Source organism: Treponema sp. UBA753, assembly GCF_002297325.1.
In the GTDB taxonomy this organism is placed as follows: domain Bacteria; phylum Spirochaetota; class Spirochaetia; order Treponematales; family Treponemataceae; genus Treponema_D.
The window spans coordinates 1-25,053 of record NZ_DBKJ01000049.1 but is presented as its reverse complement, the minus strand read 5'-3'; the positions used below and the strand labels follow the sequence as shown (position 1 = coordinate 25,053).

Here is a 25,053-nt window from a genome sequence, read left to right as displayed (position 1 = left end):
GAAAAAAGCGAAATTGTCTATTGTTACACATAAAAACGCATTATTTTCTAGTTATTTCACTTAAAATCAAAGATGCTGTTTTTTTATAGGAATATTTTTCAGGAATTTCTCCAAGCGGACTTTCATCGCAAAAAGTTCTTTGCATTTTTTCGCATAAATCATTGCTGTTTCCGCTTTCAAAAAAGACAACTGGAAATCCATCATAAATTTCCTTGAAAACTGGAATGTCAGAAATAACGGCTTTTGTTCCGCAGTAAAGTGCTTGCAACGGCGGAATTCCAAATCCTTCATAAAGCGATGGCTGAATTAAGAATTTTGCCTGGCTTAAAAGCAACAGCAATTTTTCATTTTCAACAAATCCAGTGAATTCAATTGAATTAGAATATTTTGAATTCAGCTCGCTGATTTTTTCTGAAATGCTGTTGTCCTTTGTTCTGAAATTGTCCTGAGAGCCAACGATTAAAAGTTTTGGCTTTTCCGCAATGTTTTCAAGCTGATAAAACTTTTCAAAAGCCTCAAGCAGAACAGAAAGTCCTTTATGCTTTTTTATGTTTCCGATAAAAATTATGGAGTTGTCCTTTTTCACATTTGAACATTTTTTTTCCATATAACTTGGAAGACCGTTGTAGACAACCGAAATTTTTTTCTTGCATTTTAGAACTTTTTCAATTCTTTCCTTGCTGAAATTTGAAACTGTAAAAATTTCCTTGGATTTTCTTATAGCGCGTTTATAGAAAAATTTTCTTGCAATAACTCCAGCTTTTCCGCAGAGTCCTTTTACATCAAGAAAAACGATGTCATGGATTGTTGAAAAAACAGGAATTTTTATTCCGCCCGGAATATTGCAATATGGCGAAAAATAAACATCGCACAAATTTATTTTTTTTAAAAGTTCTTTCGGAAATAGAAACATTTCTTTCAGTGAAAAAGTTTTTACATTGCAAGGAGTACTTTCTTTTGTGCCGAATAAAAACAATTCGTTTTCGCTGCTCTTCAAATATGGAAGAATTTCGTCTAAAAAAGTTCCGATTCCGCTTTTTCCGCTCATTCGGCAGTCAACTGCAATTTTCATTTTCCCTCGTCGCAAATAATATTTTCTGCTATTTTTTTTATGAGGCGTGAAGCTTTTCCGCGGTGGCTTATCGCATTTTTTTGTTCTGCTGTAAGTTCTGCGGCAGTCTTTCCGAGTTCAGGAAGATAGAAAATCGGGTCGTATCCGAATCCGCCAGTTCCTCTTGCATCTTCAAGTTTCTCAACAATTTCACCTTCCATTGTTTCCTGCACAACAAAAAGCCTGTCATTTCCCATGTAAAGAACCATTGAGCAAGTGTAATGCGCTGTCCGCTTTTGAAATTTTCCAGAGGAAATTGAATCTGTTATTTGCTGAATTAAAAATTTATTCTGATCTTCCTGAGGAATTTTCTTTCCATCAGGTTTTCCTTTCATAAAATCCGGTCCTGCATAACGCGAAGAAAAAATTCCTGGAGCACCGTTCAGTGCATCTGCGCAAATTCCAGAATCGTCAGCAAGAACAGGGGAGCGCACAATTTCCCACAAGGCTTTTGCTTTTATAAGGCTGTTCTCGTAAAAAGTCAAGCCGGTCTCTTCTGGATCAAAGTCAATTCCCTCGTCCTTTGGAATTACAATTGTATGCTCTGGAAAAAGCTCCGAGACTTCACGTTTTTTATTAAAATTTCCGGTTGCAAGATAAATTTTCATTCCAAAAGAATAGCATTTTAAATGCTTGTTGTCGAGAGAATGGCAGTTTTCTGTAGTTTTCTATTCGTCTCCGTTGAAAATTTCCTTTGCCTTTGAGACAAGGAAAGCAACATGGCGCGGACTCATTGAAAGAAGCCTGCCAACCGTTATGTTTGTGGGAACAGGAATTTGCCTTGAAAGTTCTTCAATCGATTTTCGCCATCTTTGGTCATGCGAGTTGAATTTTTGCAGTTCGTATTCAGTACATGCTGATTCTTTTTGCGCTTCTCTTTGTTTTTGCATTGAAAATTTCTTTCTATGATAATATGCAAAATTTCGTCTTTTAAATAAATTATGAAAACGCATTTCCTTTTTTTCAATTGATTCTTTTGCGCTCATAATCATTTTTCTAAGTTTTTCCTTGCTGCATCCTGTGGCGGCGGAAACTTTTTCAACAAGCGGATCCGTAATGCTGTAACAAGATTTTAGCGCAAGAACAAGACAGAGTTCTTTTGTAAAACTTTCGCTGATTTTTGTTTTTCTTTCAGAATGCCTTGAACAAGCCGAATATTCAAGATTTTTCTTTGCAACTTTGTAAAGTTCTTCTGTTGTCATTTCATTTTCAAAATAAATTTCTTCATTCTCAAGAATGAAACTAGATTCTTCGACAACTAAAGTTTCGCAAAAAGATTTTTTTTCGTTTGCCAAGAACTGTTTCCTTTTTCGCCAAAAAGCCGATGCCTGCAAAACTCCATAAATGTAAGTGGAAAAATCGCTTATTTTTGGATTGTACTTTTTTAGGATATGGATGAAATGTTCTGCCATATAAACAAGAAAATCTGAAAAATCATCCTCGCTCATGCTTGCAAGTCCCAGTTCAAATTTCCGCCTGAACATAAATTCCAAAAGCAAATTCTTTGCTTCCTCTTCACTTGTCTTTTTTTCGCTGAAATCCTTCCAGATTTTTCTTACTTCCGCCGTAGTTTTTTCACTCATAATTTCTCCTATAAAAAGTCAATGAGGAAATTCCAATTTCCGATTTGACTTTTTAAGCATATTCGCAATGAAATGAGAATATGCAGTTGATAAGGAAGTTTGCGACGCAAACTTGTGAAAGAAAAATAGCAATATTTATGCCAAGTGAAATTACGTGAAATTTGCGTGTTTTGCTTGATTTTTTGCTATTTTATAGCTGAAAAAATAACTAGCGGCTGTAAGTTTTTTCAAAATATAACAGGATTTTTGTTATTTTCTGTTATTTGATAAAAAAATATTGCAGAAAAACTAACAAAAAAGCCTCCATTTCTGGAAGCTTTTTCTTTTGTCTTATTATCTTATGGAAGAAAAATTAAAGCACTTTTGAGAATTCTTTTAGGATTAAAGGCAACAATGTTTCAATTTTTCCTTCTGTGCTCGCTCCGGCAGCATTTTTGTGTCCGCCGCCGCCGAATTTAGAAGCAATTGCGCTAACGTCGCATTTTTCCTTTGAACGGAATCCCAGTGTGCATGAAAATTCTGTTTCTTGCCGAATGAACAAAATAGCCTCTACATTTTCAACTTCAAGCATGAGCGCGTAAAAAGCATCGCTGTCCCGGCCGTCTTGCCCGAATTTTCTTGTATCGTCCATTGTTTCAAAAGTTACAACAAGTTTTCCGTTGAAATGCCGTTCCGCATGGTCTAGCATAATTCCCAGAAGTTTTCTTGTGTTCCATTGCTTTCCGCCTGTCATTTCTTGATAAATTTTTCTTGGGTTTGCGCCGGATTCAACAAGCCTTGCCGTTCCCTTGAAAACTTCTGCGCTGTCTTCTGTAAGATACTTGAAAAATCCTGTGTCAGTCGCCATTCCAAAGAAAAAAATATCCGCCTGTTCTTTCGAAGGTTTTCCGACAATCGCTTCAAAAAGCTGCTGGACAAGGCAAGCTGCCGCCGGTGAAGTCGGGTCTATTATGTTGTCTGAATTTTTTACATCGGCTGTTTTGTGGTGGTCGATTATAAATGTGCTGAATCCTTTTAAATCTCCATCAATATCGCCGAGCCTTGAAAGTTCCGAACAGTCCGCGATTATAAGTCCGCATGAATTTCTTTCGTTCTGCGTCATAAAGGGCAGTGCATTTTTAAATTTTGGCGCGAATTTCTTTATTTCGTTTCTTTTAAAAGGTCCGGCGTTAAGCATTATGTAAGGCTTGTTGAATTTGTCCAGAATAAATGAAAGTCCTATGCAGCTTGAAATGCAGTCGCCGTCCGGTTCTTTGTGTCCTGCAATAATGAAACTCTCATGGGAATCTAAAAAACTTTTAAATTTTGAAATTTGGTCTTTTGAAATAAGAATCATATTTTTCCTGCCTGAAATTAAAAAAGACCTGACCCTGAAATTTCCAGAATCAAGTCTCCTTACTAAAAAATGTGTTTTTCTACTTGCTAATTTTTCTAGTAGTCAAGAGTAAGCGAGTCTGCGTCAGTTCCGTCAATCTGCATTCCGCTAGGTGCAATTGCCCAAAGTGAATTGAAACGGTTTGTAGGAGCTGTAATCCATACTTTTAGGAATTCACCGTTTTGGCTTATTACAGTCATGTATGGAGAAAGACCTTTTGGCATAGTTCTGAAATTGAGCTTTCTAGCTCCGTCTTCATTTTTGAACCATTTTTTTGGAAGAACCGCAGTTCCGATGTCTATGCCCTGTTTTTCGTAAAGCACAACATAAGCGTCTTTCTGGTCATAAATTTTGAAGATTCTTACATTCTGATAAGAAATTGTAGATACATTGTCTCCGTGATTCCATACAGGCTGCTTTGTCTGCTCGTTGTTTTCCTGTGAAACTACTGGCAACATAACTGCAAGAGCAAGAACTGCCGCGGCAAAAAACTTCTTCATGAATTCCTCCGAATTTATTCTATTATATAAGCGCGAGCATAATGGCTTTTATGGTATGCTTTCTGTTTTCCGCCTGATCCCAAACCTTGCTTGCGCTGCTTTCGAAGACTTCTTCTGTAACTTCCTGTTCTTTTACAGCAGGGAGGCAGTGCAGGAATATAGTTTCAGGCTTGCCAGTTGCTTCCATAAGCGCCTTGTTCACTTGGTATGGCTGAAGCAATTTTACGCGCTCTTCTTTAAGCGATTCTTCACCCATGGAAACCCAAACATCAGTATAAAGGCAATCTGCATTTTTGACAACTGAAATTTTATCAGAAACAGTTATAGTTGCTCCAGATTCCTTTGCAAATGGCGCGCAGATTTTTAGTATTTCATTATCAGGCGAAAGTTCTTTTGGCGCAAATACGCTGAAATTAATTCCGAACTTAGAACAAATCAGCATAAGAGAACGAGCCATATTGTTTCGTCCATCTCCGCAGAAGCAAAGTGAAAGTCCTTTTAAATGCCCAAAATTTTCCTTTAGCGTCATAATATCTGCAAGAACCTGAGTAGGGTGGAAGTCGTCTGTAAGTCCGTTTATAACAGGAATCCCTGAATATTTTGCAAGGTCTTCAACATGGGACTGCTTGAATCCGCGGAATTCTATCGCGCTGAACATTCTTCCAAGAACTCTCGCTGTGTCCTGCACGCTTTCTTTTCCGCCGAGCTGAATATCGTCAGTTGACATGAATACAGGATGGCCGCCTTCTTCGCCGAATGAAGTTTCAAATGAAGATCTTGTGCGTGTTGAGCGTTTTTCAAAAATGAGCGCGATTGTTTTCCCTAAAAATCTCTGGTGGACTTCGCCTGCATGGGATTCTTTTTTTACTTGAAAGGCCCAGTCTAAAATCTGGCTGATTTCCTCTGGCTTCCAGTCTATCCAGTTTAAAAGGCTTCTTCCTTTGAAAGGGCTTTTGAATTTTTCTGCCTTCATCTTGCTTCCTCCATTTTGAATTATGATTATAAGATTAATTGTGTATAAAATCAACTGTTTATGCAAAATGGTACAGTTTTTATGTATATTTATACATCTTTTATTCTATGCTGAAACAGATTGCGCTAAGCTGTTTTTAGCCCAAATAAAAAAAGCACCTCAGAAAACTGAAGTGCTTAATTCTATAGTGGCAATAGGGATCGAACCTATGACACATGGAATATGAGTCCATTGCTCTACCGACTGGGCTATGCCACCACGAATGAACAGAATATAGCACGCCACTAAAAATATGTCAATACCAGTTTTTAAATTTTATCAACTTTTGTAAAAGTTAAGTAAAATATCTATCATTTATGCATTTTAAAATGCTTCTGATTCTTTTTTTAGTTCTAGTACTTGTTTTAATGGAAGTCCTGTGGCTTTTACTATATTTTCGATAGAAAGATTCATCTCTATAAGTTTTTTTGCAGTTAAAGTCGAATTTTTAGCAATAGTTTCTTTTGCAATATTTTGTGCCATGTCCTTAGCCATGTTTTTTGCAATATCTTGAGCCATGTTTTTTGCAATATCTTGAGCCATGTTCTTTGCAATATCTTGAGCAATATCCTTAGCCATGTCTTTTGCAAGTTCCTTGGCTATTTCTTTTGCTTTTTCATTGGACTGAATGGCCATTTCCTGTTCCCATGTCATAAACCTGTGCCTCCACTGCGCGTTTGTTTTTACACGCTCGACCAGCGCGGAGAGCCTGTCTGTGAAACCGGAGCTAGGCTCTTTTCCGCAGAGATACTTGAAAAATGCTCTCAGCTCCTCGGACTTCATTGTATCATACTTTTTCGCGTTGAAAAAGACATTTACTGTTCCGTCGTCCATCAGAAAGTCCTTGTCCTCGTCGGCGCGGTATCGGAATGTGTACACTGGAAATCCTTTTCCGAACGCGTCTCCCAAGCACAGAAAAATAACGTAGCTCTCATTAAGCACGTCATAGCCGGAGCCGTGCTGCACATTGTCAACGTCCATCAGCCCCTGATAATACCGCGCCCGCTTTGCCAGGGAAGTGCTGCGCGTGGTCTGAATCTCTATGTCGAACGAGCGTCCGTTTCCGTCCTTGACATAGACATCGAATCTTATTCCGCGCGAGATGAAGTCGGTTTTAAGTGATTTTTCTGCGGCAGGCTTTTCGATTCTGTCGATTTTTATGTTGAGGAGAATCTCAATGAGATGCCTGCAGACTTCCGGATTGTCCTCAAGGACTTTGCAGAAGATGAAGTTGTCGGCGAGTGTGAGCCGCTCCCATTTTTGGGCTGGTGTAAGTTCATGTCTTTGCATTTTTCCTTCCTGTTTTTGTTGAAGTTTTCTATGATAACTATTTATTGCCGAAAAAATGCAAAAACTGCACGGTTTTGAAGAGTTTTTATGAACAGCAGGAGTTTGTTAAGGTTTTATGATTAAAAAAATAATCCCATGATTTTTCATGGGATTTATAAAAAGTAAAAATTTTCAATATTTACTTATACATTCCGTCTAAAAGTCTGTAAAGCATATTGATTTTTTCTTTTCTTGAAATATCAAGTTCTGAATCTTTTGTGTCGTCAATGAGTTTTTCAAGAGAAGCAAGGCTTTCATTAAGCGCAGTTGTAAATCCTCTTGAAACCTTGAACCAGTAAGTTCCGTTTCCGTCCGTGAACAGGCAGACAAATCCAAGTTCCTTTGAAGCTGATTTTGCAACTGTAATGCGCATCGCAAAGTCAATGTTTTTTATTAGCTGCTCAAGTCCGCCGTTTTCAAAGATGTTTATGTTCAGCTTGCGTGGCCATGACTTTTCATCAAGCGGATTCAAGTTGAGCGTTTTTGCAATCTTCATTATGACTTCCATTTTTTCGCCGGAAAGAAGCTTGAATCCGCCCTTCATAAGAATTATGCCTTTCATTCCTGCAATGTTGTTCAAAAGGCTTTCGTTTGTTTCCTTTGAAATTGCGCTTTTAAATTCGTTCCACGGAAGAAGCAGTGTCTTTTTGCCTTTGATTTTTTTGCATTCGAATGATTCTCCTCCGAACGAAACTGCGTTTTCGTCTTTTTTCTTGTCTTCTTTTTTCGCGCTTTTTTTGCTTTCCTGTTTTTCTTTTTTCTTTGAGTCTTTTGAGACTTTTGAGGCTTGGGCTTTTTCTGCTCTGTCCTTTTCTTTTTCCGCGCGGATTTTGTTTAGCTTTTCTTCAAGTCCCGGACTTATCTGCTCAAGGATTTTTTTTGTTAGCGGCGAAACACTCATTGCGAACATTCTGCTTGTTCTAACAATTTCTCCGGCTACAATATAAATTGGATTCGCCTTGAACATCGAGGAGCCGGGATGGATTGAAATGTGGTCCTGCGTAAGGCTTCTGTAATTTTCTCTTCCTTCGCGCACACATACAAACTGAATCATTCCGCAACCAATGCAGCAAAGGTAGTCTTCCATGTTTCCGTTGCGCAAGACTGGAAGCTGAAGCTTTTGCGACACGATTTCTTCAAGCTGAATTTTTATGTTCTGGATTTCAGCCATTACGCGCTCGTCAAGGTAATTTTTTTTGCAGAACGCTTCCTTGTTTTTCATTTCTGAATAAGTCCTGAACATTTTTACGTAGGCAACAAAGTCTCCCTGCATGTCTCTAAATGAATGGTGTGCTTGCCGTGCATCCATTTCTTCTCCAACGGGAAGCACAAACGGAGACTGCGCGCTTAAGAATGAAGATGCAATCAAAACTTCTTCCATTACATTTGGATAACGCATTATGCTTTCTACAATTATTCGGCTTATGCGAGGCTCAAGCGGGAACTGAACCATGAGCTTTCCTATGCTGGAAAGGGAGCCGTCTTTTTCAAGCGCACCAAGCATATTCAATGTGTTCACAGCTCCAACAAGTCCTTCGTGTCCGGGAGGAGAAATAAAATCGAACTTTTCAAATTCTGTTATTCCAAGCTCCGCCATGCGCAGAACAACTTCACTCAAGTCTGTTCTGTAAATTTCTTCTGTTGTGTATTCCTGCCTGCTTTCAAAATCCTTGCGTGAATAAAGTCTGTAACAAGTTCCTTCGCAGGTGCGTCCGGCTCTTCCTCTTCTCTGGCTGCAGCTTGCTCGGCTTACTGGAGTTTCCACAAGACTTGAAGTAAATGTCTTTGGACTGTAGAAATTCAACTTTGCAAGCCCTGAATCGATTACAGTTGTAATTCCGTTTATTGTAATAGAGGTTTCAGCAATGTTTGTGCTAAGAACAACTTTCTTTTTTCCGAATGGAGCGTTGTCAAAAACCCGTTCCTGCTCTTCTTTTGGAAGCCTTCCGTAAAGCGGAACAATGTGGATTCTGTTTCTGAATGTGGAATTGTAAAGACGCTGCATACAGTCCTTGATTATTTTTTCGCCCGGAAGGAACACAAGAATGTCGCCTGTTTCCTTGTTGTCTAGCACACGGTCGATTGTCTTTTCTATTTTGCCAAGGATTGCTTCAACTCCGGCTTCTGTTGTTGTGGTCGGCTTGGATTCAGGCGGATCGTAAACCATCGCCACAGGAAATGTCTGTGTTTCAATATTTATGATAGGGCAGTTGCCAAAATATCTGCTGAAATTTTCTGCATTCATTGTGGCGGAACTTACTATTACTTTAAAGTCGTGGCGCACCGCAAGAATTCTTTTTAAAAGTCCAAGCGCAAAGTCTATGTTCAAGCTGCGTTCATGCGCTTCGTCCACCATGATAACAGAATACTTGCTCATGTAAGGATCTAGCTTCATTTCCTGCAAAAGAATTCCGTCTGTCATTATTTTTATTTTTGTTGTAGGATCGGTCTTGTCTTCAAAGCGTACTTTGTATCCAACAAGCCCTGGATATTTTGTCTTGAGCTGCTTTGCAATGAATTCGCTTACACTTAACGCCGCGATTCTTCTTGGCTGGGTTACGGCGATTGTTCCTGTCTGCGAATATCCGGCCTCGTGCAGTATAACTGGAAGCTGCGTGGTTTTTCCAGAGCCGGTCGGACTTTGTACTATTATAACCTGATTGTTTTTTAACGCTTCAAGGATTCTTTCTTTCTGCTCATATACAGGAAGGTTTTTGTAGTTTATTGACATCTAGTTTTTCCTTTTATTTGTTCCATAAGTCTTTTTCGTTCTGAAAGATACGGTTTCCATTTTGAAGTTTCTTCCAGTGTATTTAGAAATTCATCATTCAGCTTTTTTATGACGAAATATTTCTCATCTGTAATCAGCGTCGTAACAAGAACTGGATTCACCCAGGAAATTTTAGGTTTGCCACAATCTTTTTCAAATGCAACTTGCGAAATATAGCCGTCCCCGGTGTATTCTCTTCTGTTGGCCGGATTCGAAAATTCAGGATTTCTTCTTTGCCCGCTGATAGTGTTTCCCATTGCATAGAAAATAATTTTCCTAGGAACTCCATCGTAAGTTATAAGCTCCCAGTCTTTTGCAACGTGCGGATGGTTTATCCAAAGAACGTCAACGCCAGAATCAATAAGTGCATGATAAAATTTTTTTTGATTTTCAGCAATGGTCAGAACATATTCTTCTTCCGCACAGTGAAAACTTAGAATCAGCAAGTCGCATTCAGCCTTTTTCTGCTTTATAAGCTCAAGGAATTTCTCTCGCTCTTTTTTTGTGGGCTTAAGAAAATCAAAGTATTCCATATCGAGCCACTGGTTCGCAAGCTCTGTTACCGCGGCAAAAAGAATTTTCCATCCGTCTTTTTCAATCGGAATGAACTGTATTTGCTCTCCTTTGTTTTTTTTGATTCCGGCAAAATAAAGCTCCTTGTTCTGTGCGTTTAGCTGGTTCTGCTTTTTTTCAAAGTACTTTCTGGTTGACTCAAGCCCCGCTTTTCCAAAGTCATTGCAGTGGTTATTTACAAGGCTGAACACATTGAATCCAGCTTCTATTGCGGCGTCTGCATATTTTTCTTTTACACTGAACCTTGGATATGAAGAATATTCTTTTTTGTTGTCCACGGAAGTTTCAAGGTTCGCAAATGAAAAGTCAGCTTGCTTTACAATGTCTTCAATTTCCGTGTAAATGTCTTGGAAGTTTCCCCTTGTGTTTTCGGAATGCGCCATTATGTCGCCTGCAAAAGTAAGCAAAAGTTTTCCGTCCAGAAAGTTTTGAGATGTAACAAGTTCGTCTTCCTTTATTTCAAATTCATTTACTTTAGGCTCTTCTACTTTTGAGGATTCGCATGAAGCAAACAGCAGCCCCGCTAGAAAGATTGCGGTAATAAACACTCTTTTCATTGATAGAAATTATATAGTCAACCTCTGAAAATTGCAATTTTTATCGTTGTTATCAGTCTTGGATTATTAGGTTCAATTTAGTGTCATTATCGGGTTTGACCCGATAATCTTGTGTAAACATATTTTCTGTCTGGCTTTCAACTTCTTCTTCAATTGAATCTTCTAGCGCGCTGAAAAAATCTATGGATGTTCTTTCTTCAACTTCGTTTACGCAGACTTTGTACGAAAAAATGTCATGCTCGCTCTTTTCGTTTGGAATTATAAAGCCTATTGACTGCCAGTTTCCGCTCTTGTCTTTTGCAAGAAGGACTTTGTAAAAATATTCGGGGACACGGACTTTGCTTTGTCCTATGGATTTGTATTCCTCTGGCTGTTTTTCAAGGACCGGGCCTGTCGCTACAATCAGAAAGTCCAAGCTTTGCGCGTATTTTCTTACTTGGGCTTCAATCTCTTTCCAAATTCCCCTGTTGAACTGCGGAACTTGCGGTGTCATGTTGCTCATTAAAAAGCTTTCGTTTTCGCTCTGTTCGCTCCAAGCCATGTCTGCTGCCGGCGCAAGGTGTCCTCTGTCATATCCGCTTGCCTTGTAGTCTGAAAGTTTCGCGCTTCCTGTTGAAATATTCTTGTCTTCGGTGAATTTGTTTGTCCGCCGCGCATTTTTTATGAGCTTTTCCTGCGTGAGCGTGTAGCTTACCCATTCAGCGTCCTTGTAGCTGTTCCTAAAGCAAAGTGAAAACCCTGAATATCTGTGGACTTCGTGGTCGCCTGTGTTTTCGCCGCAAGAAGTGGCATGGCATAGCGGAATTTCTAGTTCTGATATTTCCTGCGAAAAAACAGCCGCTACAATCAAAATGTGCAAGGCTGCAAGAATTGTTTTATGCTTAAAGTTCATACAGAAAAGCTATTTTAGTTCTAAAAGCGTGTATGTCAACTGTTTTCAATAAGTAAACATTGTAAAAAACATAAATGACTGCACTTTCAGCGGAAAAACATAATTGGCTAGGGTTGCAATTTTCTTTGTATGCCATGCGGCAAAAAAAAACAGCAAATTACTCCAATTCTGCATTTTCGCTTCCGTTCCGGCATTTATTTACTTTGAATGTCGAATTTTCTTGTCATTGCCATTTTTATATTTTCCTGTCATTATCGAGCTTGACCCGATAATCTTGTAAAAATTTGCAACAGATTGCCGTGTCAAGCACGTCAATGACAAATAAGACAACTGTTTTTTTTGTGCAACTGATTGCGCACCTTGGTGAAAGTCTGTTTGACAGCTGGGGAAAATCATTTTAAAATCGCAGTATGAATATTTACGAATCTATTAATTCCCTTGCAGGCTATGGTCTTGCAACTGGTCTTATCAAAAAAGAAGATGTTGTTTATACAAAGAACCGTTTGCTTGAGCTTTTTGCTCTTGATGGATTTGAAAACGAGCAGCAGGCGGAATTTGTGCCTTCCGTGGAACTTTGCGAGCTTGAAAATATTCTAAAAAGCCTCTTGGACTATGCTGTGGAAAAAAAGTTCATAGAAGACAGCATTGTCTACCGCGACTTGTTCGACACAAAGATTATGTCCTGCCTTGTTGCACGTCCTTCAGAAGTTCAGGCGGAATTCAATTTGCTTTATAAAAAATCCGCAAAGGATGCGACCGACTGGTACTATAAATTCAGCCAGGACACAGACTATATCCGCCGCTACAGAGTTTGCAAGGACTTAAAATGGAAGGCAAGCACCGAATACGGCGACATCGACATTACAATCAATCTTTCAAAGCCTGAAAAAGACCCAAAGGCAATCGCTGCCGCACGCAATGCAAAGCAGGGTGGTTATCCAGCCTGTCTTTTGTGCAAGGAAAACGAAGGTTATGCAGGACGCGTAAACCATGCCGCGCGCCAGACCCACAGAATTATTCCTGTTGAGCTTAACGGAAGAATGTTCGGGCTTCAGTATTCGCCTTATGTTTACTACAACGAGCACTGCATTGTCTTTAGCTACGAGCATGAGCCAATGAAAATCTGCCCTCAAACTTTCCGCTATCTTTTTGACTTTGTAAAGCTTTTTCCGCACTACATAATCGGAAGCAATGCCGACTTGCCGATTGTTGGCGGCTCAATTCTTTCTCATAACCATTTTCAGGGCGGAAACTACGAGTTCCCTATGGCAAAAGCTCCTGTTGAAGAAAAATTCACAGTTGCGGGCTTTGATGACGTTGACTGCGGAATTGTAAAATGGCCTATGAGCGTAATCCGCTTGGACGGAAATGATTCTGAAAAAGTTTGTCTTCTTGCCGATAGAATTCTTGAAAAATGGAGAGCGTATTCAGACGAGGCCTCTTTTATTTTTGCTGAAACTGACGGTGAAAAGCACAATACAATCACGCCGATTGCCCGCATGAAAAACGGAAAATTCGAGCTTGATTTGGTTTTGCGCAACAATATAACTACAGCCGAACATCCGCTTGGTGTGTTCCATCCGCACGCAGAGCTTCACCACATAAAAAAGGAAAATATCGGGCTGATTGAAGTTATGGGACTTGCAGTTCTTCCGTCAAGGTTAAAAAAAGAACTTGCCGGCTTGGAAGATGTCATTTTGAGCGGAACAGACTTTAGCGCAGATGAAGTTCTTGGAAAGCATTACGACTGGGTAAAATCTTTTGTTCCAAAGTACAGCAGCATAACAAAAGGCAATGTTGGCAAAATTCTTCAGGATGAAGTTGGAATTGTATTTGCAAAAGTTCTTGAAGACGCCGGCGTTTACAAAAGAAATCCAGAAGGTAAAAAAGCATTTGAAAAATTTATAAAATCGTTGTAGTATGTGGAGATTCTAAAATAAGTTCATGTACGGAGACTAAAATGCCTGATTTGTATATTCCAGAAAATTACAAGCCTTTGCTTAGCGTAAAGGAAACTGAAAAAGCTATTGTTTTGCTGAAGGATTTTTTTCAGCTTGCGCTTTCCACGGAGCTTGGGCTTACAAGAGTTACAGCTCCTTTGTTTGTAAAATCAGGCACTGGAATAAACGATGATTTGAACGGAGTTGAGCGACCTGTAAAGTTCCCTGTGAAAGACATGGGAGATGCCCAAATGGAAATTGTTCATTCGCTTGCAAAATGGAAGCGTCTGAAAGTTTCTGAGCTTGGACTTGGCTGCGGATTTGGAATCTACACAGACATGAATGCTATCCGCGCGGACGAAACTTTGGACAATCTTCATTCGCTTTATGTTGACCAGTGGGACTGGGAAATGCACATCGATGAAAACGACAGAAATGTAATGTTCCTGCGCGAGTCTGTTGAGCGGATTTACAGAGTTCTTAAGCAGACTGAATTTTTTGTCTATGACAGATACGAAGAAATTACTCCTATTCTTCCGCCGAAAATTACTTTTGTATATTCAGATGATTTATACAGACTTTATCCAAAACTTACTCCAAAAGAGCGTGAAAACGAATTCTGCAAAAAACACGGAGCAATTTTTGTAATAGGAATTGGCGGAAAACTTCCGGATGGCTCAATCCATGACGGACGCGCTCCAGATTATGACGACTGGATTACAGAAAGTGGCGACGGACACACAGGACTTAACGGAGACCTTTTGGTCTGGAATCCTGTTTTGAATCAGGCAATGGAACTTTCTTCAATGGGAATAAGAGTTTCCAAGGAATCTTTGGTTGCCCAGCTAAAGGAACGAGGTTGTCCGGAACGTGCGGAACTTGATTTCCATAAAAAGCTTTTGAGCGGTTCTCTCGTGCAGACAATGGGCGGCGGAATCGGACAGTCGCGCTTGTGCATGTACTTTTTGCGCAAAGCCCATATCGGGGAAACTCAGGTCAGCATTTGGCCGGATTCCATGATAGATGAATGTGAGAAGCACGGAATTGCAATCCTCTAAGGCGTCTCTTTCTGTCTTTTCAATAAAAAAAATATTTGAAACTCTTTCGGAATTTCAAAGGCAAGGAATCACAGAACTTTCTGTTTCTGACAGTCAGTTTTCGCATGATAAAAACGGAATTCTTCGCCTTATAAGCCAGATAAAAAAGTTCTGCCCGGAGCTTTTTGTTTCAATTTTGGTTTCCCCTGAAATTCTTGACAAAACGCTTGTGCAGGAATTTGAAGAAATATATTGTTCCTTGGAAATTCCTTTTTACGGAACAGAAAAAAACGGCGCGCTTTTATTCGACAAGAAATTTTATTCGCAGAAGGCTCGGCTTTTAAATGAAGCGGGGCTTGTGTTTGGCTTTAACATGGACTGGGGAATGAAAACTGGCGACACTTTCAAAAATTTCCGCAGCCGCCTTGATTTTGCAGTTTCACTTTATCCAAACCACATTGATTTTCCGCAGATAGAAGAAAAGCCGTACCGCGAGCCAAAACCGACTGGAATTTATTCTTCTAAAGACCTTGATTTTTCCAGAGGAATGGCGTTTGCCTGCAAGACATTTTATTCAGCGGGAAGGGCAGTTCCTTGGTTTTTCAGTGTTATAAATGCGCTTAAAATAGAAGCCTCTTCATTTTTTTCTGACTTTGAGGAATTTCAGCTTTGCAGCAACTGCTCGTTTGAAACTGGGTTTGACCCGGAACTTGCAGGACACAAAGCGATTGAAAAACTTCAGCTTTTATTTTTAAAGCAAAAGTTTGAAGAAAAAAACAAAATGCATCTTTTTGCCGCTGTAAAAGATATTGTAAGATTAAACGGAGCTTTTAGCCGCCTTGCATGTGAAAATGAAGAAAGCGTTGTTGAAACTTCTTACAATCCAGACGACTTGCTTTCTCCTTGTTCAATGAATATTGCGGATTTTTGCGAAAATGTCACGATGGAAAGCTGCTCTTTAAAAGTTTTTGAGTCGGCGGAAGGTCCTGATTATAAAATCCTTTAGTGCAATCTTTAATTATAAAATCCCAAGGTGATTTAAAAGAATTTTTATTCCTATTAAAATTAAAATTATTCCGCCTGCAATTTCTGCCTTTTTTTCGTATTTGTTTCCGAATACGCTTCCAATTTTTACTCCGGCTGCGGAAAAACAGAATGTTATTGAGCAGATAAAAAGGCTTGCAAGGATTATTTCTTTCCAATTGTCAAGCAAAAGGCCGAATGTTATTCCGACTGCAAGCGCGTCTATGCTTGTGGCGACTGCCATTACAAACATTGTTTTTAAAGCAAATGAATTGTCAACTTTTTCACATTCGCTAGAGAATGATTCTCGGATCATGTTTGCGCCAATTACGGCTAAAAGAAGAAATGCAATCCAATGATCAAAGTTTTCTATATAATATTTAAATCTTGAGCCTAGAATCCAACCCAAAAACGGCATCAAAGCCTGAAATCCGCCGAACCAGGCACCGGCAATGCACATTTCTTTGGCTGAAATTTTTTTTGCTGCAAGTCCCTTGCAAATTGAAACTGCAAAGGCATCCATGCTTAATCCTACAGCCAAAATAAACAATTCCAATACAGACATGGCGGATATTATATTTGTGAAAGAAAGTTGTGTAAAGGTAATTTAATTTTTCAGTTGCCTTGTAAAAAAAACAAGCCCCAGCACCCGCTGGAGCTTGAAAAAGGAGTTCTTATGAAGAAAGTAAGAGGTCTCTTGTCTTTCAATAATAACAACATAAATCTCTTGTTTTGGTTACATTTATTTTGCAAAAAAATAATCAAAAAAAAATAACTTTTTCAGAAAAGCTGTCTTTACAAAAACAAAAAATGCCGCGGCAGGCGCGACATTTTTAAGCAAGAAGAATTTTTTTGCTTTACTTTCCGATTTTGTATCTTGCTGTTGTTACAACGTGTCCGTTGCTATACACATCGTACCATATTTCTTTCTTTGAATTTGTGTCTAAAGCCGCATAGAATTCTTCAAGGCTTGAAACCTTCTTGTCGTTTACAGCACAGATGATATCTCCTTCCTGAAGCCTTAATGCTGCGGCAGGGGATTTTTCAAACACTCTTGCAACAACTATGCCTTCAACTTTTTCTTTTTCAATATTGAGGCGTTTTCTTAAATCTGAAGTAAGCGGAGAAGCTACAAATCCAGGCCAGAGCTTTGTGTCGTTTGCAGAAACTTCTTCGTTGCGCTCATCAATCTTTACAGAAATTTCTTTTGTTGCTTTTCCGCGCAGAACTTTTATAGTTGTTGTTTTTCCTGCTGGAATGCCCCCGATTTCGCGGATAAGCTGGTCTACGGATTTTATATCGTGTCCGTTCAGCCCGATTATAAAGTCGCCTGGAAGAATTCCGCCTTTGTACGCAGGTCCGTCAAGGAATACTTGGCTTGCAAGTGCACCCTGCTGTTTTTTGTCTATTCCAAGCTGCTCTTTGTATTCATCTGTAGTTTCAACGAGGCTTATTCCGACCCAGCCGTAAGTTATTTTTCCTTTGTCAATGAACTGGTTTATTGATTCCTTTATATTGTTGATTGGAATTGAAAATCCAAGTCCCTGTGAGCCGCCGGAATTTGAAGCAATCCAGGTGTTTATACCGATTACTTCACCAAAAATATTTACAAGCGGACCGCCTGAATTTCCCTGGTTGATTGCCGCATCAGTCTGGATAAAGTCACTGATTGAGCCGATTTGTCCGCCGCTTCTGCCTGTTGCGCTTACAATTCCCTGTGTTACAGAAGCAAAATATCCAAGAGGACTTCCAAGTGCAAGAACAATGTCTCCCTGATGAATTGTGTTGCTGTCTCCAAGCTTTGCAATTGTAATTGACTTGTCGCTGCTTTCAAATGAAACAAGGGCAATGTCCATGCGTTCATCTTTTCCAACGAGTTTTCCTTCAAATTCGCGCTCATCGTTAAGCTTGACTTTTATTGAAGTGGCGTTTCCTACAACATGGTTGTTTGTAAGAACATAAACCGTGTTTCCTGTTCTTCTTACGATTACACCAGAGCCAAGCGCAGACTGCTCAAGCTCTTTTGTTCCGTCTCCTTCTTCTTCATCGCGTGGAAGACCAAAGAAAAATGGAAGATCCTTAAATGGGGAAAATGTTTTTACTTTTGTAGTTTCTTTTACATCAACTTCTACAACAGCCGGAAGCACTTGGGAAGTTATGGAACGGAATGAATCCTGCAAAGCCTGAGTAACTGCCAATGAGTCCTGCGGAATTTGCGCAGCTGGTGTTTCTGCAAAAGCAACGCTTGCTGAGCCTTTGTTCACTTTGCATGAAAGCGAAAATATTCCGGCTGCCATTACTGCGGCTCCGGCTATGTACGCAATCTTCTTCACTAAGTTTTTCATATTAAACTAAAACCTCCTGATTTTTGAAGTTTTCTATGCTAAAAATTTCTTTACTAAAATAATAAACAAATTTTGCAAAGAGTTACATAGTTTTCAAAAAAAATATTGTATTCAAATTGAAAAAAATCATATCATAAATTAAAATGTTCCTATGAATTTACAAGATTACAGGCTTAACGCTTATTCAGCTGGAGCCAGTCAGAATAAAAAACTTGTCCATAAGCCGGTTTTTGAAAATGTCAATTCAGCAATAGACAGAATTGAAAAGCAGAACAAAGAGAATGCGGAAAGGCAAAATATAGAGCAGGCAAAAATCGCGGCAAAAACTGGAACTTGGTTTGAAAAGAAAAAATCAGCGACATCAGATGATGTAAAAGACGCGGCAAAAAATCTTACGAGCGGCGGACTTGTAAAGATTCCGGCTTCTTCAACAGAAAAAGATAATATATATAGAAGAGTTGCAAAATTCCTTGTGATAGTTGGAATTGATGAGGCTGCGAAAATTCTTCCGCATTTGACAGAAGAGCAGACAGAAAAAATAATTCCAGAAATCGCTTCAATTCAAAAAATCACGCCGGAAGAGTCAGCTTCGATTCTTGAGGAATTTGAATCTCTTGTTGAAAAGGCTAGGGAAGAAGGCGGACTTGAGACTGCGCGGAATATTTTGACCAAGGCTTACGGTTCTGAAAAAGCTGAGGATATGCTCAAAAAATCTGTGAAGTATCCGGACGGAAAGCCTTTTGACTATCTTTCGGATGCGAATGCTGAGCGAATTAAAGTTTTGATTGATGGAGAATCTGATGCTGTAAAGTCGCTTGTTCTTTCGCAGATTGAGCCTAAAAAAGCTGCAAAAGTAATAAATTTAATGGACGTTGATGACAAAAAAAAGATTGTCCTGCGTCTTGCAAAAATGAAGCCTGTTGCTCCGGAAGTTCTTGCTGAAATTGACAAGAGCCTGCACGAAAAGCTTCTTACCCAAAACACAGAAAATTCGCAGAACATGGACGGACGCGGAGTGCTTGCCCAGATTTTAAAGAGAATGAATCCTTCTGCGGAAAATTCAATTATCAATACATTGAGCGAGCAGGATCCAGAGCTTGGCGAAGATTTGCGCAAACGGCTTTTTACAGAAGAAGATGTTATTGGTTCAGATGACAGATTTATTCAGAATTATCTTCATGACATGGAAGACCGCGACATTGCAATTTTGATTTATGGAAAGAATGATGCGTTTAGAGAAAAAATTCTTTCAAATGTTTCCAAGAACAGAAGACGCGTTGTTCTTGATGAAGAAAGCATGATTCATCATTTGACAAAATCCGACAGCGAAAAAATAACTTCATCGTTTTATTCCGTTCTTAGACGCGCTTGGGAAAACGGAGATTTGCGTGTTTTAGGAAGAGATGAAGGCGAGGTTTATGTATGAAAAAAAATGATGTTTACAAAGACTTTGAAGTTTTGGATGTTTTTAAAATTCCATATTACGATTCAGAAGGAATTTTTTTGCGGCATAAAAAATCCGGCTTGGAAGTTTTTCATATTCTGAACAACGATGAAGAAAATCTTTTTGCATTTGCCTTTAGAACTCCTTGCAAAGACAGCACTGGAGTTGCGCATATTATTGAGCACAGCGTTTTGTGCGGCTCAAAAAAGTTTCCGATAAAAGATCCGTTTCTTCAGCTTAGAAACCAGAGCATAAATACATATCTTAACGCTTACACCGCAAAAGACAGAACTGTTTTTCCTGCAAGCTCTCTTATAAAAACTGATTATTTTAATTTGATGTCTGTCTATGCGGACGCTGTTTTTTTTCCGATTTTAAATGTTGAAACTTTTTTGCAGGAAGGCTGGCGAATTGAAACTGACCAAAACGGAAATCCTGTAATTCAGGGAGTTGTCTTTAACGAGATGAAAGGAAACTATTCGTCTTTTAATTCTGTTGCGACCGACGCGGTTTTAAATGCTTCTGTTCTTGGCACTGGATATGAAAAAGATTCCGGCGGCGATCCTTTGGAAATTCCAACTTTGTCTTATGAGCAGTTTAAAGAGTTTCACAAAAAATATTACTGCGCGGCAAATTGTCTTGTGTTTTTATACGGAAACATTCCAACAGAAGAACAGCTGGATTTTCTTAACGAAAATGTAATTAAAAACATAAAATCTTCTGGCAAAAAATATTCATTTGATTCTGAAAATTCTTTTGTAAAAATGAAAAAACGGATTGACGCTTTTGGTCCTGCAGAGGATTCAAAAAACACAATGGCCTTGGTTTGGAAAATCGGAGATTCCGCGGAAAAGGAAAATCTTTTTTCACTTCCAATGGAAATAAGTTTTTTGTCTGAGCTTCTTTTGGGAAACGATTCTGCGCCAGTTATAAAACTTTTGCTGAATAAGTTTAAAGGCTGCGATATTGCGCCGCAAACAGGATGCAGCATAAGCTCAAGATTTTTTTCCATAGCAGTCGGCATGAACGGACTTAAGCCGGAAGAGGCTCAGGAATTTCAAAACTGCATTGATGATTCTATGAAGTTGCTTGCTGAAAATGGAATAAAAGAAGAAGACATTGAGCGCAGTTTTATGAGCTTTGATTTTTCAATAAGAGAAGTAAAAAGATCTCCGTCTCATGGTCCGTATTCCCTTGTTCTTCTTAAGCGTGTTTTGCGTTCCTGGACTTACGGAGCAGATCCAAAAGACGCGCTTGCTTTTATTGAATCTTTTGAGCAGATAAAGAAAAAAATAAAAGACGAGCCAGAATATTTAAAAAATCTTATACAGAAATTTTTTGTTGAAAATAAAAATAAAACTTTGGTAACAGTTTCGCCGTCTGAAAAATGGAGCCTTGATAGAGCCGAAAAAGAAAAAAAACTTGCATCTTGCCTTTATAAAAAAATCGGGAAAGAGAATGTTTTTCTTTTACTTGAAAAACTTCATGCTTTTCAATCCAGTGTGGAAAATGAAAATTTGATTCCTGCTGTTAATATTGAAGAGCTTGAAAATCCTGCTGAAAAAATTGAAACCCGAAAAACTTCGTGCGAAAAAATTCCTTTCTATATAAATCAAGAAGCCTGCAACGGAATTGTCTACGCTTCTGTTTCTTTTCCTATTGACCGCCTTGAGCCTGCGGACTACAAATTTCTTCCTTTGCTTTCTAGCTGCATTTCAGGGCTTGGAACAAAAAAAAGATCTTGGGAAGAAACAATTTCTTATTCCGACAGGATCATGGGAGATTTTGGAGCTTATATACGAAGCGCGAAAGTTCCAGAATATTCCAAAAAACTTGCCGCAGAAAATCCGCTTATAATTGGGCGTGAGTGGCTTGTTATTCATTTTAAGTTTATAGAAGAAAAATCCGCGCAAGCCTTTGACTTTGCAAGCGAAATTATTTCTTCAATTGATTTTTCAGACAAATCTAGGCTTAAGACAATTGTAAACGGCTTGTGCTCCAGTTTAAATGCGTCTGTTGTTCCTGGCGGACATTATTTTGCAATGCTTAGGTCCTGCAGGCTTTTAAACCGTTCGTGTGCTGTTCAAGAAATTAAGGACGGCCTTACTTCTGTTTTTGCGATAAATGAAATAAAAAAAATGAAACTTTCTGAAATTTCTGAAAGGCTTGAGACGATTTATAAAAAAATAATTTCAAGCGGTTCTCTTTTTCATGTAACAGCCGGAACTTCAGGAATTGCTGCGGCTAAAAAAGGATTTGCTTTTCTTGCAAAAAATCTTTGCCTTGAATTTCCAAAGCCAAAGAAAAAAAATTCCGACAAAGAATTTTTTAAGCAGACTGAACTTTCTGGAAAAATTTACTGCGAGAAAAATCCTTGTGTGGATGAAGTTTTTGTTGTGCCGGGAAACACAGGCTTTGCTTCTGCCGCTGTAAAAAGTTCTGGAGAAAAAGGAAAAGAAATCATGGCGGACACAGTTTTTTCACATCTGCTTGAAACTTCCGACTTGTGGAAGCAGATTAGAACTAGCGGCGGAGCATACGGTGTTTTTCTTTCTGTTCAAAGTTCAAGCGGCGCAACTTGCTTTGCCACATACCGCGACCCAAAGCCTTTTGATTCTCTTGAATATTTTGAAGAAAAGCTTCCGCTTCTTGAAAAAGATGAATTCTCTTTTGACGACATAAAAAAAGCCATTGCCGGAGTTTATTCAGACGAAATTGAGCCGTACACACCTGCTATGAGAGGCGGAACTGGACTTATGAGATGCCTTTATGGAATTTCTCTTTCTCTTGATAAAATCAGAATAAAAAATTTGCTGAACCTCAAAAAGAACGACATTGAAAAATCAGTCTGCCGTTACAAGGATGCTGTTTTATGCGGAAGAAAAGTTGCAATCTGTGGAAAAGACATGATTTCTGATAAAATTAAAAAAATAAGTGGAAAAATAATAAGAATTTCACTATAATAATAAAATATTATCTGCTTTAAAAATGAAGGAAAAAAATGACCAACAAAAACGTAGAAGAATTAACAAGATTGATGAGACAACTTGTTTCTGATGTTCAGGGCGCGCCTTTCCCTAGCGAAAAAATTGAACCGGAGCTTTACTCAATTTGGTATGAGCACGTTCAGCGCGGCGCGCAAAACTGCTTTGAATTCTTGGAGCAGCACTTTCCGCTAGACAATTCTGAATTCAAAGATTCTCTAAAGAAAATATTTAAATAAACACTGCTTCCTGCCGAAAATAAACCTAAGGTAATCTTTGTAAAATATTTATTTAAGTTTGCTAGAAAATGCCGTGCTTTTTTTAGTGCTGGCTGTGTCTTGTTTTTGGTGGGAAGATATATGGCTGCAAAAAAAATTTGCCGTAATGAAAAACTGCAATTAAAAGGTTCCCTTAGAAAAAATGGTTTTGACCGCTGGAGGCTTGTTACAAACGCTGTAAGTTCAGTTTCCGGCGAAGAAAAAACTTTCTTCATTGAATTTTACGCTGTGAACCCCGCCTTGTCTCCCAAAGAATGCGTGCTTGGATTTAAAAACCGTTTTAACAAGTCTACAGAAGATTTTCAGTACGTTTTGGCAGGCTCTGAAACTGCAAAGAATTTCACTTCTCAAACTTATGTTTCACCTTCATTTTTTATGATAAAAGCTGGAGTTCTTTCTTTAAGCACAAGCCAGATGAATTCTTATTTTCCGTCCGAAATCTTATCTGCAAAAAAAAGCGAATATATAATTTCAGCCAAGCAGGAAGAATTGCCAGCCTGCATTTTGGCGCATGACTATACTTCGGGCGCAATAAAAGTTACAGACGAAGATTTGCGTGCGCATCCGGAATATATGGGAAGTTCTGGCACTATGTCTTGGAATTTAAAGTTTTCACGGAGCATTTCGTTTTCTTCAGACTACAGAACAAAAGACATAAACTGGGCTGTTCTTGGCGGCAAGACTGATTTTTCCGGCACAATAATTTTCAACAATGAAGAGTACAATGTGAATCCGCGGAATTCTTTTGGATATTATGATAAAAACTGGGGCAGGGATTTTTCTTCTCCGTATTTCCATTTAAGCTCTTCGAATTTTACAAGTGAAATTTCTGGGCGGCTTTTGGACGCTTCTGTTTTTGCGGTTCAGGGCGAATACAAGAATAAAGTTTCAGTGCTTGTTTCAATTGAAGGAAAAAATATTGAATTTCATGCAAACAAGCTGAAAAAAAATCAGATAAGCTATGACTGCCAGGAAATGAATGGAACAGAAGATGAAGGCTTAAAGCTGCATTGGTCTGTTAGCGTTCACGACAGGCGTTATGTAATTGACATTGATATTTTCTGCAACACAAAGGAAATGTCTCTGCGCGATTTTGAAAGTCCTGCTGGCGGAAGGAAGGTTATGCGGATTCTTGCAAGCGGCTCTGGAACTGGAAAATTCAAGCTGTATAAAAAAATGAAGAAAAATCTTGAGCTTTTGGAACAGGCTGACATCTCCAAGTGCATCTGCGAATACGGCAATCTTGAAACCGCAGAAAAATAATCCTTAAAAAAATTTGCTTTTTAGTTCGGAAATTTGTATATTCCTTTTTAGAGGAAATTTATGAACTACGAACAGATGACATTAAAAATGCAAGATGCGCTGCAAAGCGCAAGCAGCTTGGCCCAGCAAAGAGACCACAGCGAAATAGGCAATGAGCATCTTTTGTATGCCATGCTTAATCAAAAAGACGGAATGATTCCTCCGTTAGTTGAACGGATTGGACTTCAGCCTTCTTCTTTGCAAACAAATCTTGAAAACTTATTGGACAAATATCCTGTTGTGAAAGGCCAGACGCAAATGTCTTTGTCTTCAAGTGCGCAGAAAGTTCTTGCCAAGGCAGAAAAGGAAATGGCTTCTTTAAAAGACCAGTTTCTTTCTACTGAGCACGTTTTTCTTGCGATGATTCAGGCAGACGACAATGTTGGCGAGCTTTTGAGAAAATCAGGCTGCGACAGGAATACAGTTCTTGAAGCCCTGAAGTCCGTTCGCGGAAACCAAAGTGTTGATTCCCAGGATCCGGAAAGCAAGATGCGTTCTTTGGAAAAATACTGCACGGATTTAACTGCGCGCGCCCGTCAGGACAAGATTGACCCGGTTATCGGCCGTGATGAAGAAATCCGCCGGGTAATGCAGGTTTTGTGCCGCCGAACAAAGAACAATCCGGTTCTGATTGGTGAGCCTGGCGTTGGTAAGACTGCGATTGTTGAAGGTCTTGCACGCCGAATTGCAAGCGGAGATGTGCCTGAAAGTCTTAAAAACAAGCGTCTTCTTTCCCTTGATATGGGAAGCCTTGTTGCCGGTGCAAAGTTCCGCGGTGAATTTGAAGAGAGGCTAAAAGCTGTAATCACTGAAGTTACAAAGTCTGAAGGACAGATAATTTTGTTCATCGATGAGCTTCACACGATTGTTGGGGCTGGCGCAAGCGAAGGTTCAATGGACGCTTCAAACTTGCTAAAGCCAGCGTTGAGCCGTGGGGAAATTCACGTTATTGGTGCTACAACTCTTGACGAATACCGCAAGTACATTGAAAAAGACGC

The 25,053-nt window shown here is 39.1% G+C and carries 20 protein-coding genes and 1 tRNA gene; 8 read left to right on the top strand and 13 right to left on the bottom strand.

Annotation, left to right across the window (positions count from 1 at the left end; translation table 11 throughout):
- Positions 1-40: 40 nt before the first annotated feature.
- The 11 genes from B4C08_RS04075 to B4C08_RS04025 form a co-directional block, all read right to left on the bottom strand.
- Positions 41-1,072 (bottom strand): glycosyltransferase family 4 protein, encoded by a 1,032-nt coding sequence (locus B4C08_RS04075; RefSeq protein WP_296663189.1) that lies wholly within the window; start codon positions 1,070-1,072, stop codon positions 41-43.
- Positions 1,069-1,719 carry an RdgB/HAM1 family non-canonical purine NTP pyrophosphatase gene (rdgB, locus tag B4C08_RS04070; protein ID WP_296663186.1) on the bottom strand — a complete coding sequence of 217 codons (651 nt, stop codon included), beginning with the start codon at positions 1,717-1,719 and terminating at the stop codon, positions 1,069-1,071. The genes B4C08_RS04075 and rdgB overlap by 4 nt, the downstream gene beginning before the upstream one ends.
- A 60-nt stretch (positions 1,720-1,779) precedes the next feature.
- Complete coding sequence (locus tag B4C08_RS04065) at positions 1,780-2,694, bottom strand: hypothetical protein (RefSeq protein ID WP_296663183.1); 915 nt, start codon at positions 2,692-2,694, stop codon at positions 1,780-1,782.
- Between the two features lie 352 nt (positions 2,695-3,046).
- Entirely contained in the window at positions 3,047-4,030 is a 984-nt protein-coding gene (locus B4C08_RS04060) for a DHH family phosphoesterase (protein ID WP_296663180.1), read from the bottom strand.
- 95 nt (positions 4,031-4,125) lie between these two features.
- Entirely contained in the window at positions 4,126-4,569 is a 444-nt protein-coding gene (locus tag B4C08_RS04055) for a hypothetical protein (protein WP_296663177.1), read from the bottom strand.
- A 22-nt stretch (positions 4,570-4,591) separates the two neighbouring features.
- Positions 4,592-5,542 (bottom strand): ornithine carbamoyltransferase, encoded by a 951-nt coding sequence (argF, locus tag B4C08_RS04050; RefSeq protein ID WP_296663174.1) that lies wholly within the window; start codon positions 5,540-5,542, stop codon positions 4,592-4,594.
- A 185-nt stretch (positions 5,543-5,727) separates the two neighbouring features.
- A tRNA-Met gene (locus tag B4C08_RS04045) sits at positions 5,728-5,800 on the bottom strand.
- A 105-nt stretch (positions 5,801-5,905) separates the two neighbouring features.
- On the bottom strand, positions 5,906-6,871 hold the full coding sequence (locus B4C08_RS04040; RefSeq protein ID WP_296663171.1) for an Rpn family recombination-promoting nuclease/putative transposase: 966 nt from the start codon (positions 6,869-6,871) through the stop codon (positions 5,906-5,908).
- A gap of 178 nt (positions 6,872-7,049) precedes the next feature.
- On the bottom strand, positions 7,050-9,641 hold the full coding sequence (locus tag B4C08_RS04035) for a helicase-related protein (RefSeq protein WP_296663167.1): 2,592 nt from the start codon (positions 9,639-9,641) through the stop codon (positions 7,050-7,052).
- Positions 9,632-10,810 carry a CapA family protein gene (locus B4C08_RS04030; protein ID WP_296663164.1) on the bottom strand — a complete coding sequence of 393 codons (1,179 nt, stop codon included), beginning with the start codon at positions 10,808-10,810 and terminating at the stop codon, positions 9,632-9,634. Before B4C08_RS04030 ends, B4C08_RS04035 begins: the two co-directional genes overlap by 10 nt.
- Positions 10,811-10,862: 52 nt before the next feature.
- On the bottom strand, positions 10,863-11,702 hold the full coding sequence (locus B4C08_RS04025) for a DNA/RNA non-specific endonuclease (protein ID WP_296663161.1): 840 nt from the start codon (positions 11,700-11,702) through the stop codon (positions 10,863-10,865).
- Between the two features lie 410 nt (positions 11,703-12,112).
- On the opposite strand from B4C08_RS04025, the gene galT reads away from it, so the two are divergent.
- From galT to B4C08_RS04010, 3 genes are read left to right on the top strand one after another with little or no spacing between them, the layout of a single operon-like run.
- Positions 12,113-13,621 carry a UDP-glucose--hexose-1-phosphate uridylyltransferase gene (galT, locus tag B4C08_RS04020; RefSeq protein ID WP_296663158.1) on the top strand — a complete coding sequence of 503 codons (1,509 nt, stop codon included), beginning with the start codon at positions 12,113-12,115 and terminating at the stop codon, positions 13,619-13,621.
- Positions 13,622-13,662: 41 nt separating this feature from the next.
- Positions 13,663-14,700 carry an aspartate--ammonia ligase gene (gene asnA, locus B4C08_RS04015; protein WP_295797512.1) on the top strand — a complete coding sequence of 346 codons (1,038 nt, stop codon included), beginning with the start codon at positions 13,663-13,665 and terminating at the stop codon, positions 14,698-14,700.
- Positions 14,687-15,685 carry a hypothetical protein gene (locus B4C08_RS04010; RefSeq protein WP_296663155.1) on the top strand — a complete coding sequence of 333 codons (999 nt, stop codon included), beginning with the start codon at positions 14,687-14,689 and terminating at the stop codon, positions 15,683-15,685. Before asnA ends, B4C08_RS04010 begins: the two co-directional genes overlap by 14 nt.
- Positions 15,686-15,697: 12 nt before the next feature.
- Here B4C08_RS04010 and B4C08_RS04005 read toward each other — a convergent pair whose 3' ends face one another.
- Positions 15,698-16,267, bottom strand: a complete 570-nt coding sequence (locus B4C08_RS04005) for a manganese efflux pump MntP family protein (RefSeq protein WP_296663153.1) — start codon at positions 16,265-16,267, stop codon at positions 15,698-15,700.
- 292 nt (positions 16,268-16,559) lie between these two features.
- The gene (locus tag B4C08_RS04000; protein ID WP_296663150.1) at positions 16,560-18,047 is read right to left on the bottom strand and encodes a Do family serine endopeptidase; all 1,488 of its coding nucleotides are present in this window, start codon (positions 18,045-18,047) and stop codon (positions 16,560-16,562) included.
- A gap of 151 nt (positions 18,048-18,198) precedes the next feature.
- Between B4C08_RS04000 and B4C08_RS03995 the strand changes: the two genes are divergently transcribed.
- From B4C08_RS03995 to B4C08_RS03975, 5 genes are all read left to right on the top strand, one after another.
- Positions 18,199-19,473, top strand: coding sequence for a flagellar motor switch protein FliG (locus B4C08_RS03995; RefSeq protein ID WP_296663148.1), 1,275 nt, complete (start codon positions 18,199-18,201; stop codon positions 19,471-19,473).
- Positions 19,470-22,454: an insulinase family protein gene (locus B4C08_RS03990; RefSeq protein WP_296663144.1), complete on the top strand. Its 2,985-nt coding sequence runs from the start codon at positions 19,470-19,472 to the stop codon at positions 22,452-22,454. Before B4C08_RS03995 ends, B4C08_RS03990 begins: the two co-directional genes overlap by 4 nt.
- A gap of 38 nt (positions 22,455-22,492) precedes the next feature.
- On the top strand, positions 22,493-22,714 hold the full coding sequence (locus B4C08_RS03985; protein ID WP_295797493.1) for a hypothetical protein: 222 nt from the start codon (positions 22,493-22,495) through the stop codon (positions 22,712-22,714).
- A gap of 120 nt (positions 22,715-22,834) precedes the next feature.
- The gene (locus B4C08_RS03980) at positions 22,835-24,016 is read left to right on the top strand and encodes a hypothetical protein (protein ID WP_296663141.1); all 1,182 of its coding nucleotides are present in this window, start codon (positions 22,835-22,837) and stop codon (positions 24,014-24,016) included.
- 60 nt (positions 24,017-24,076) lie between these two features.
- Positions 24,077-25,053, top strand: a 977-nt coding sequence (locus B4C08_RS03975; RefSeq protein WP_296663138.1) for a Clp protease N-terminal domain-containing protein, incomplete at its 3' end; no start/stop codon positions are given.

Bases quoted from the DNA above. Each gene is read 5' to 3' on its own strand.
- asnA (WP_295797512.1), top strand. From the start codon at position 13,663: ATGCCTGATTTGTATATTCCAGAAAATTACAAGCCTTTGCTTAGCGTA.
- B4C08_RS04060 (WP_296663180.1), bottom strand. From the start codon at position 4,030: ATGATTCTTATTTCAAAAGACCAAATTTCAAAATTTAAAAGTTTTTTA.
- B4C08_RS04030 (WP_296663164.1), bottom strand. From the start codon at position 10,810: ATGAAAAGAGTGTTTATTACCGCAATCTTTCTAGCGGGGCTGCTGTTT.
- rdgB (WP_296663186.1), bottom strand. From the start codon at position 1,719: ATGAAAATTTATCTTGCAACCGGAAATTTTAATAAAAAACGTGAAGTC.
- B4C08_RS03980 (WP_296663141.1), top strand. From the start codon at position 22,835: ATGGCTGCAAAAAAAATTTGCCGTAATGAAAAACTGCAATTAAAAGGT.
- argF (WP_296663174.1), bottom strand. From the start codon at position 5,542: ATGAAGGCAGAAAAATTCAAAAGCCCTTTCAAAGGAAGAAGCCTTTTA.
- B4C08_RS03985 (WP_295797493.1), top strand. From the start codon at position 22,493: ATGACCAACAAAAACGTAGAAGAATTAACAAGATTGATGAGACAACTT.
- B4C08_RS04005 (WP_296663153.1), bottom strand. From the start codon at position 16,267: ATGTCTGTATTGGAATTGTTTATTTTGGCTGTAGGATTAAGCATGGAT.
- galT (WP_296663158.1), top strand. From the start codon at position 12,113: ATGAATATTTACGAATCTATTAATTCCCTTGCAGGCTATGGTCTTGCA.
- B4C08_RS04055 (WP_296663177.1), bottom strand. From the start codon at position 4,569: ATGAAGAAGTTTTTTGCCGCGGCAGTTCTTGCTCTTGCAGTTATGTTG.
- B4C08_RS04065 (WP_296663183.1), bottom strand. From the start codon at position 2,694: ATGAGTGAAAAAACTACGGCGGAAGTAAGAAAAATCTGGAAGGATTTC.
- B4C08_RS03990 (WP_296663144.1), top strand. From the start codon at position 19,470: ATGAAAAAAAATGATGTTTACAAAGACTTTGAAGTTTTGGATGTTTTT.
- B4C08_RS04040 (WP_296663171.1), bottom strand. From the start codon at position 6,871: ATGCAAAGACATGAACTTACACCAGCCCAAAAATGGGAGCGGCTCACA.
- B4C08_RS04035 (WP_296663167.1), bottom strand. From the start codon at position 9,641: ATGTCAATAAACTACAAAAACCTTCCTGTATATGAGCAGAAAGAAAGA.
- B4C08_RS03995 (WP_296663148.1), top strand. From the start codon at position 18,199: ATGAATTTACAAGATTACAGGCTTAACGCTTATTCAGCTGGAGCCAGT.
- B4C08_RS04000 (WP_296663150.1), bottom strand. From the start codon at position 18,047: ATGAAAAACTTAGTGAAGAAGATTGCGTACATAGCCGGAGCCGCAGTA.
- B4C08_RS04075 (WP_296663189.1), bottom strand. From the start codon at position 1,072: ATGAAAATTGCAGTTGACTGCCGAATGAGCGGAAAAAGCGGAATCGGA.
- B4C08_RS04025 (WP_296663161.1), bottom strand. From the start codon at position 11,702: ATGAACTTTAAGCATAAAACAATTCTTGCAGCCTTGCACATTTTGATT.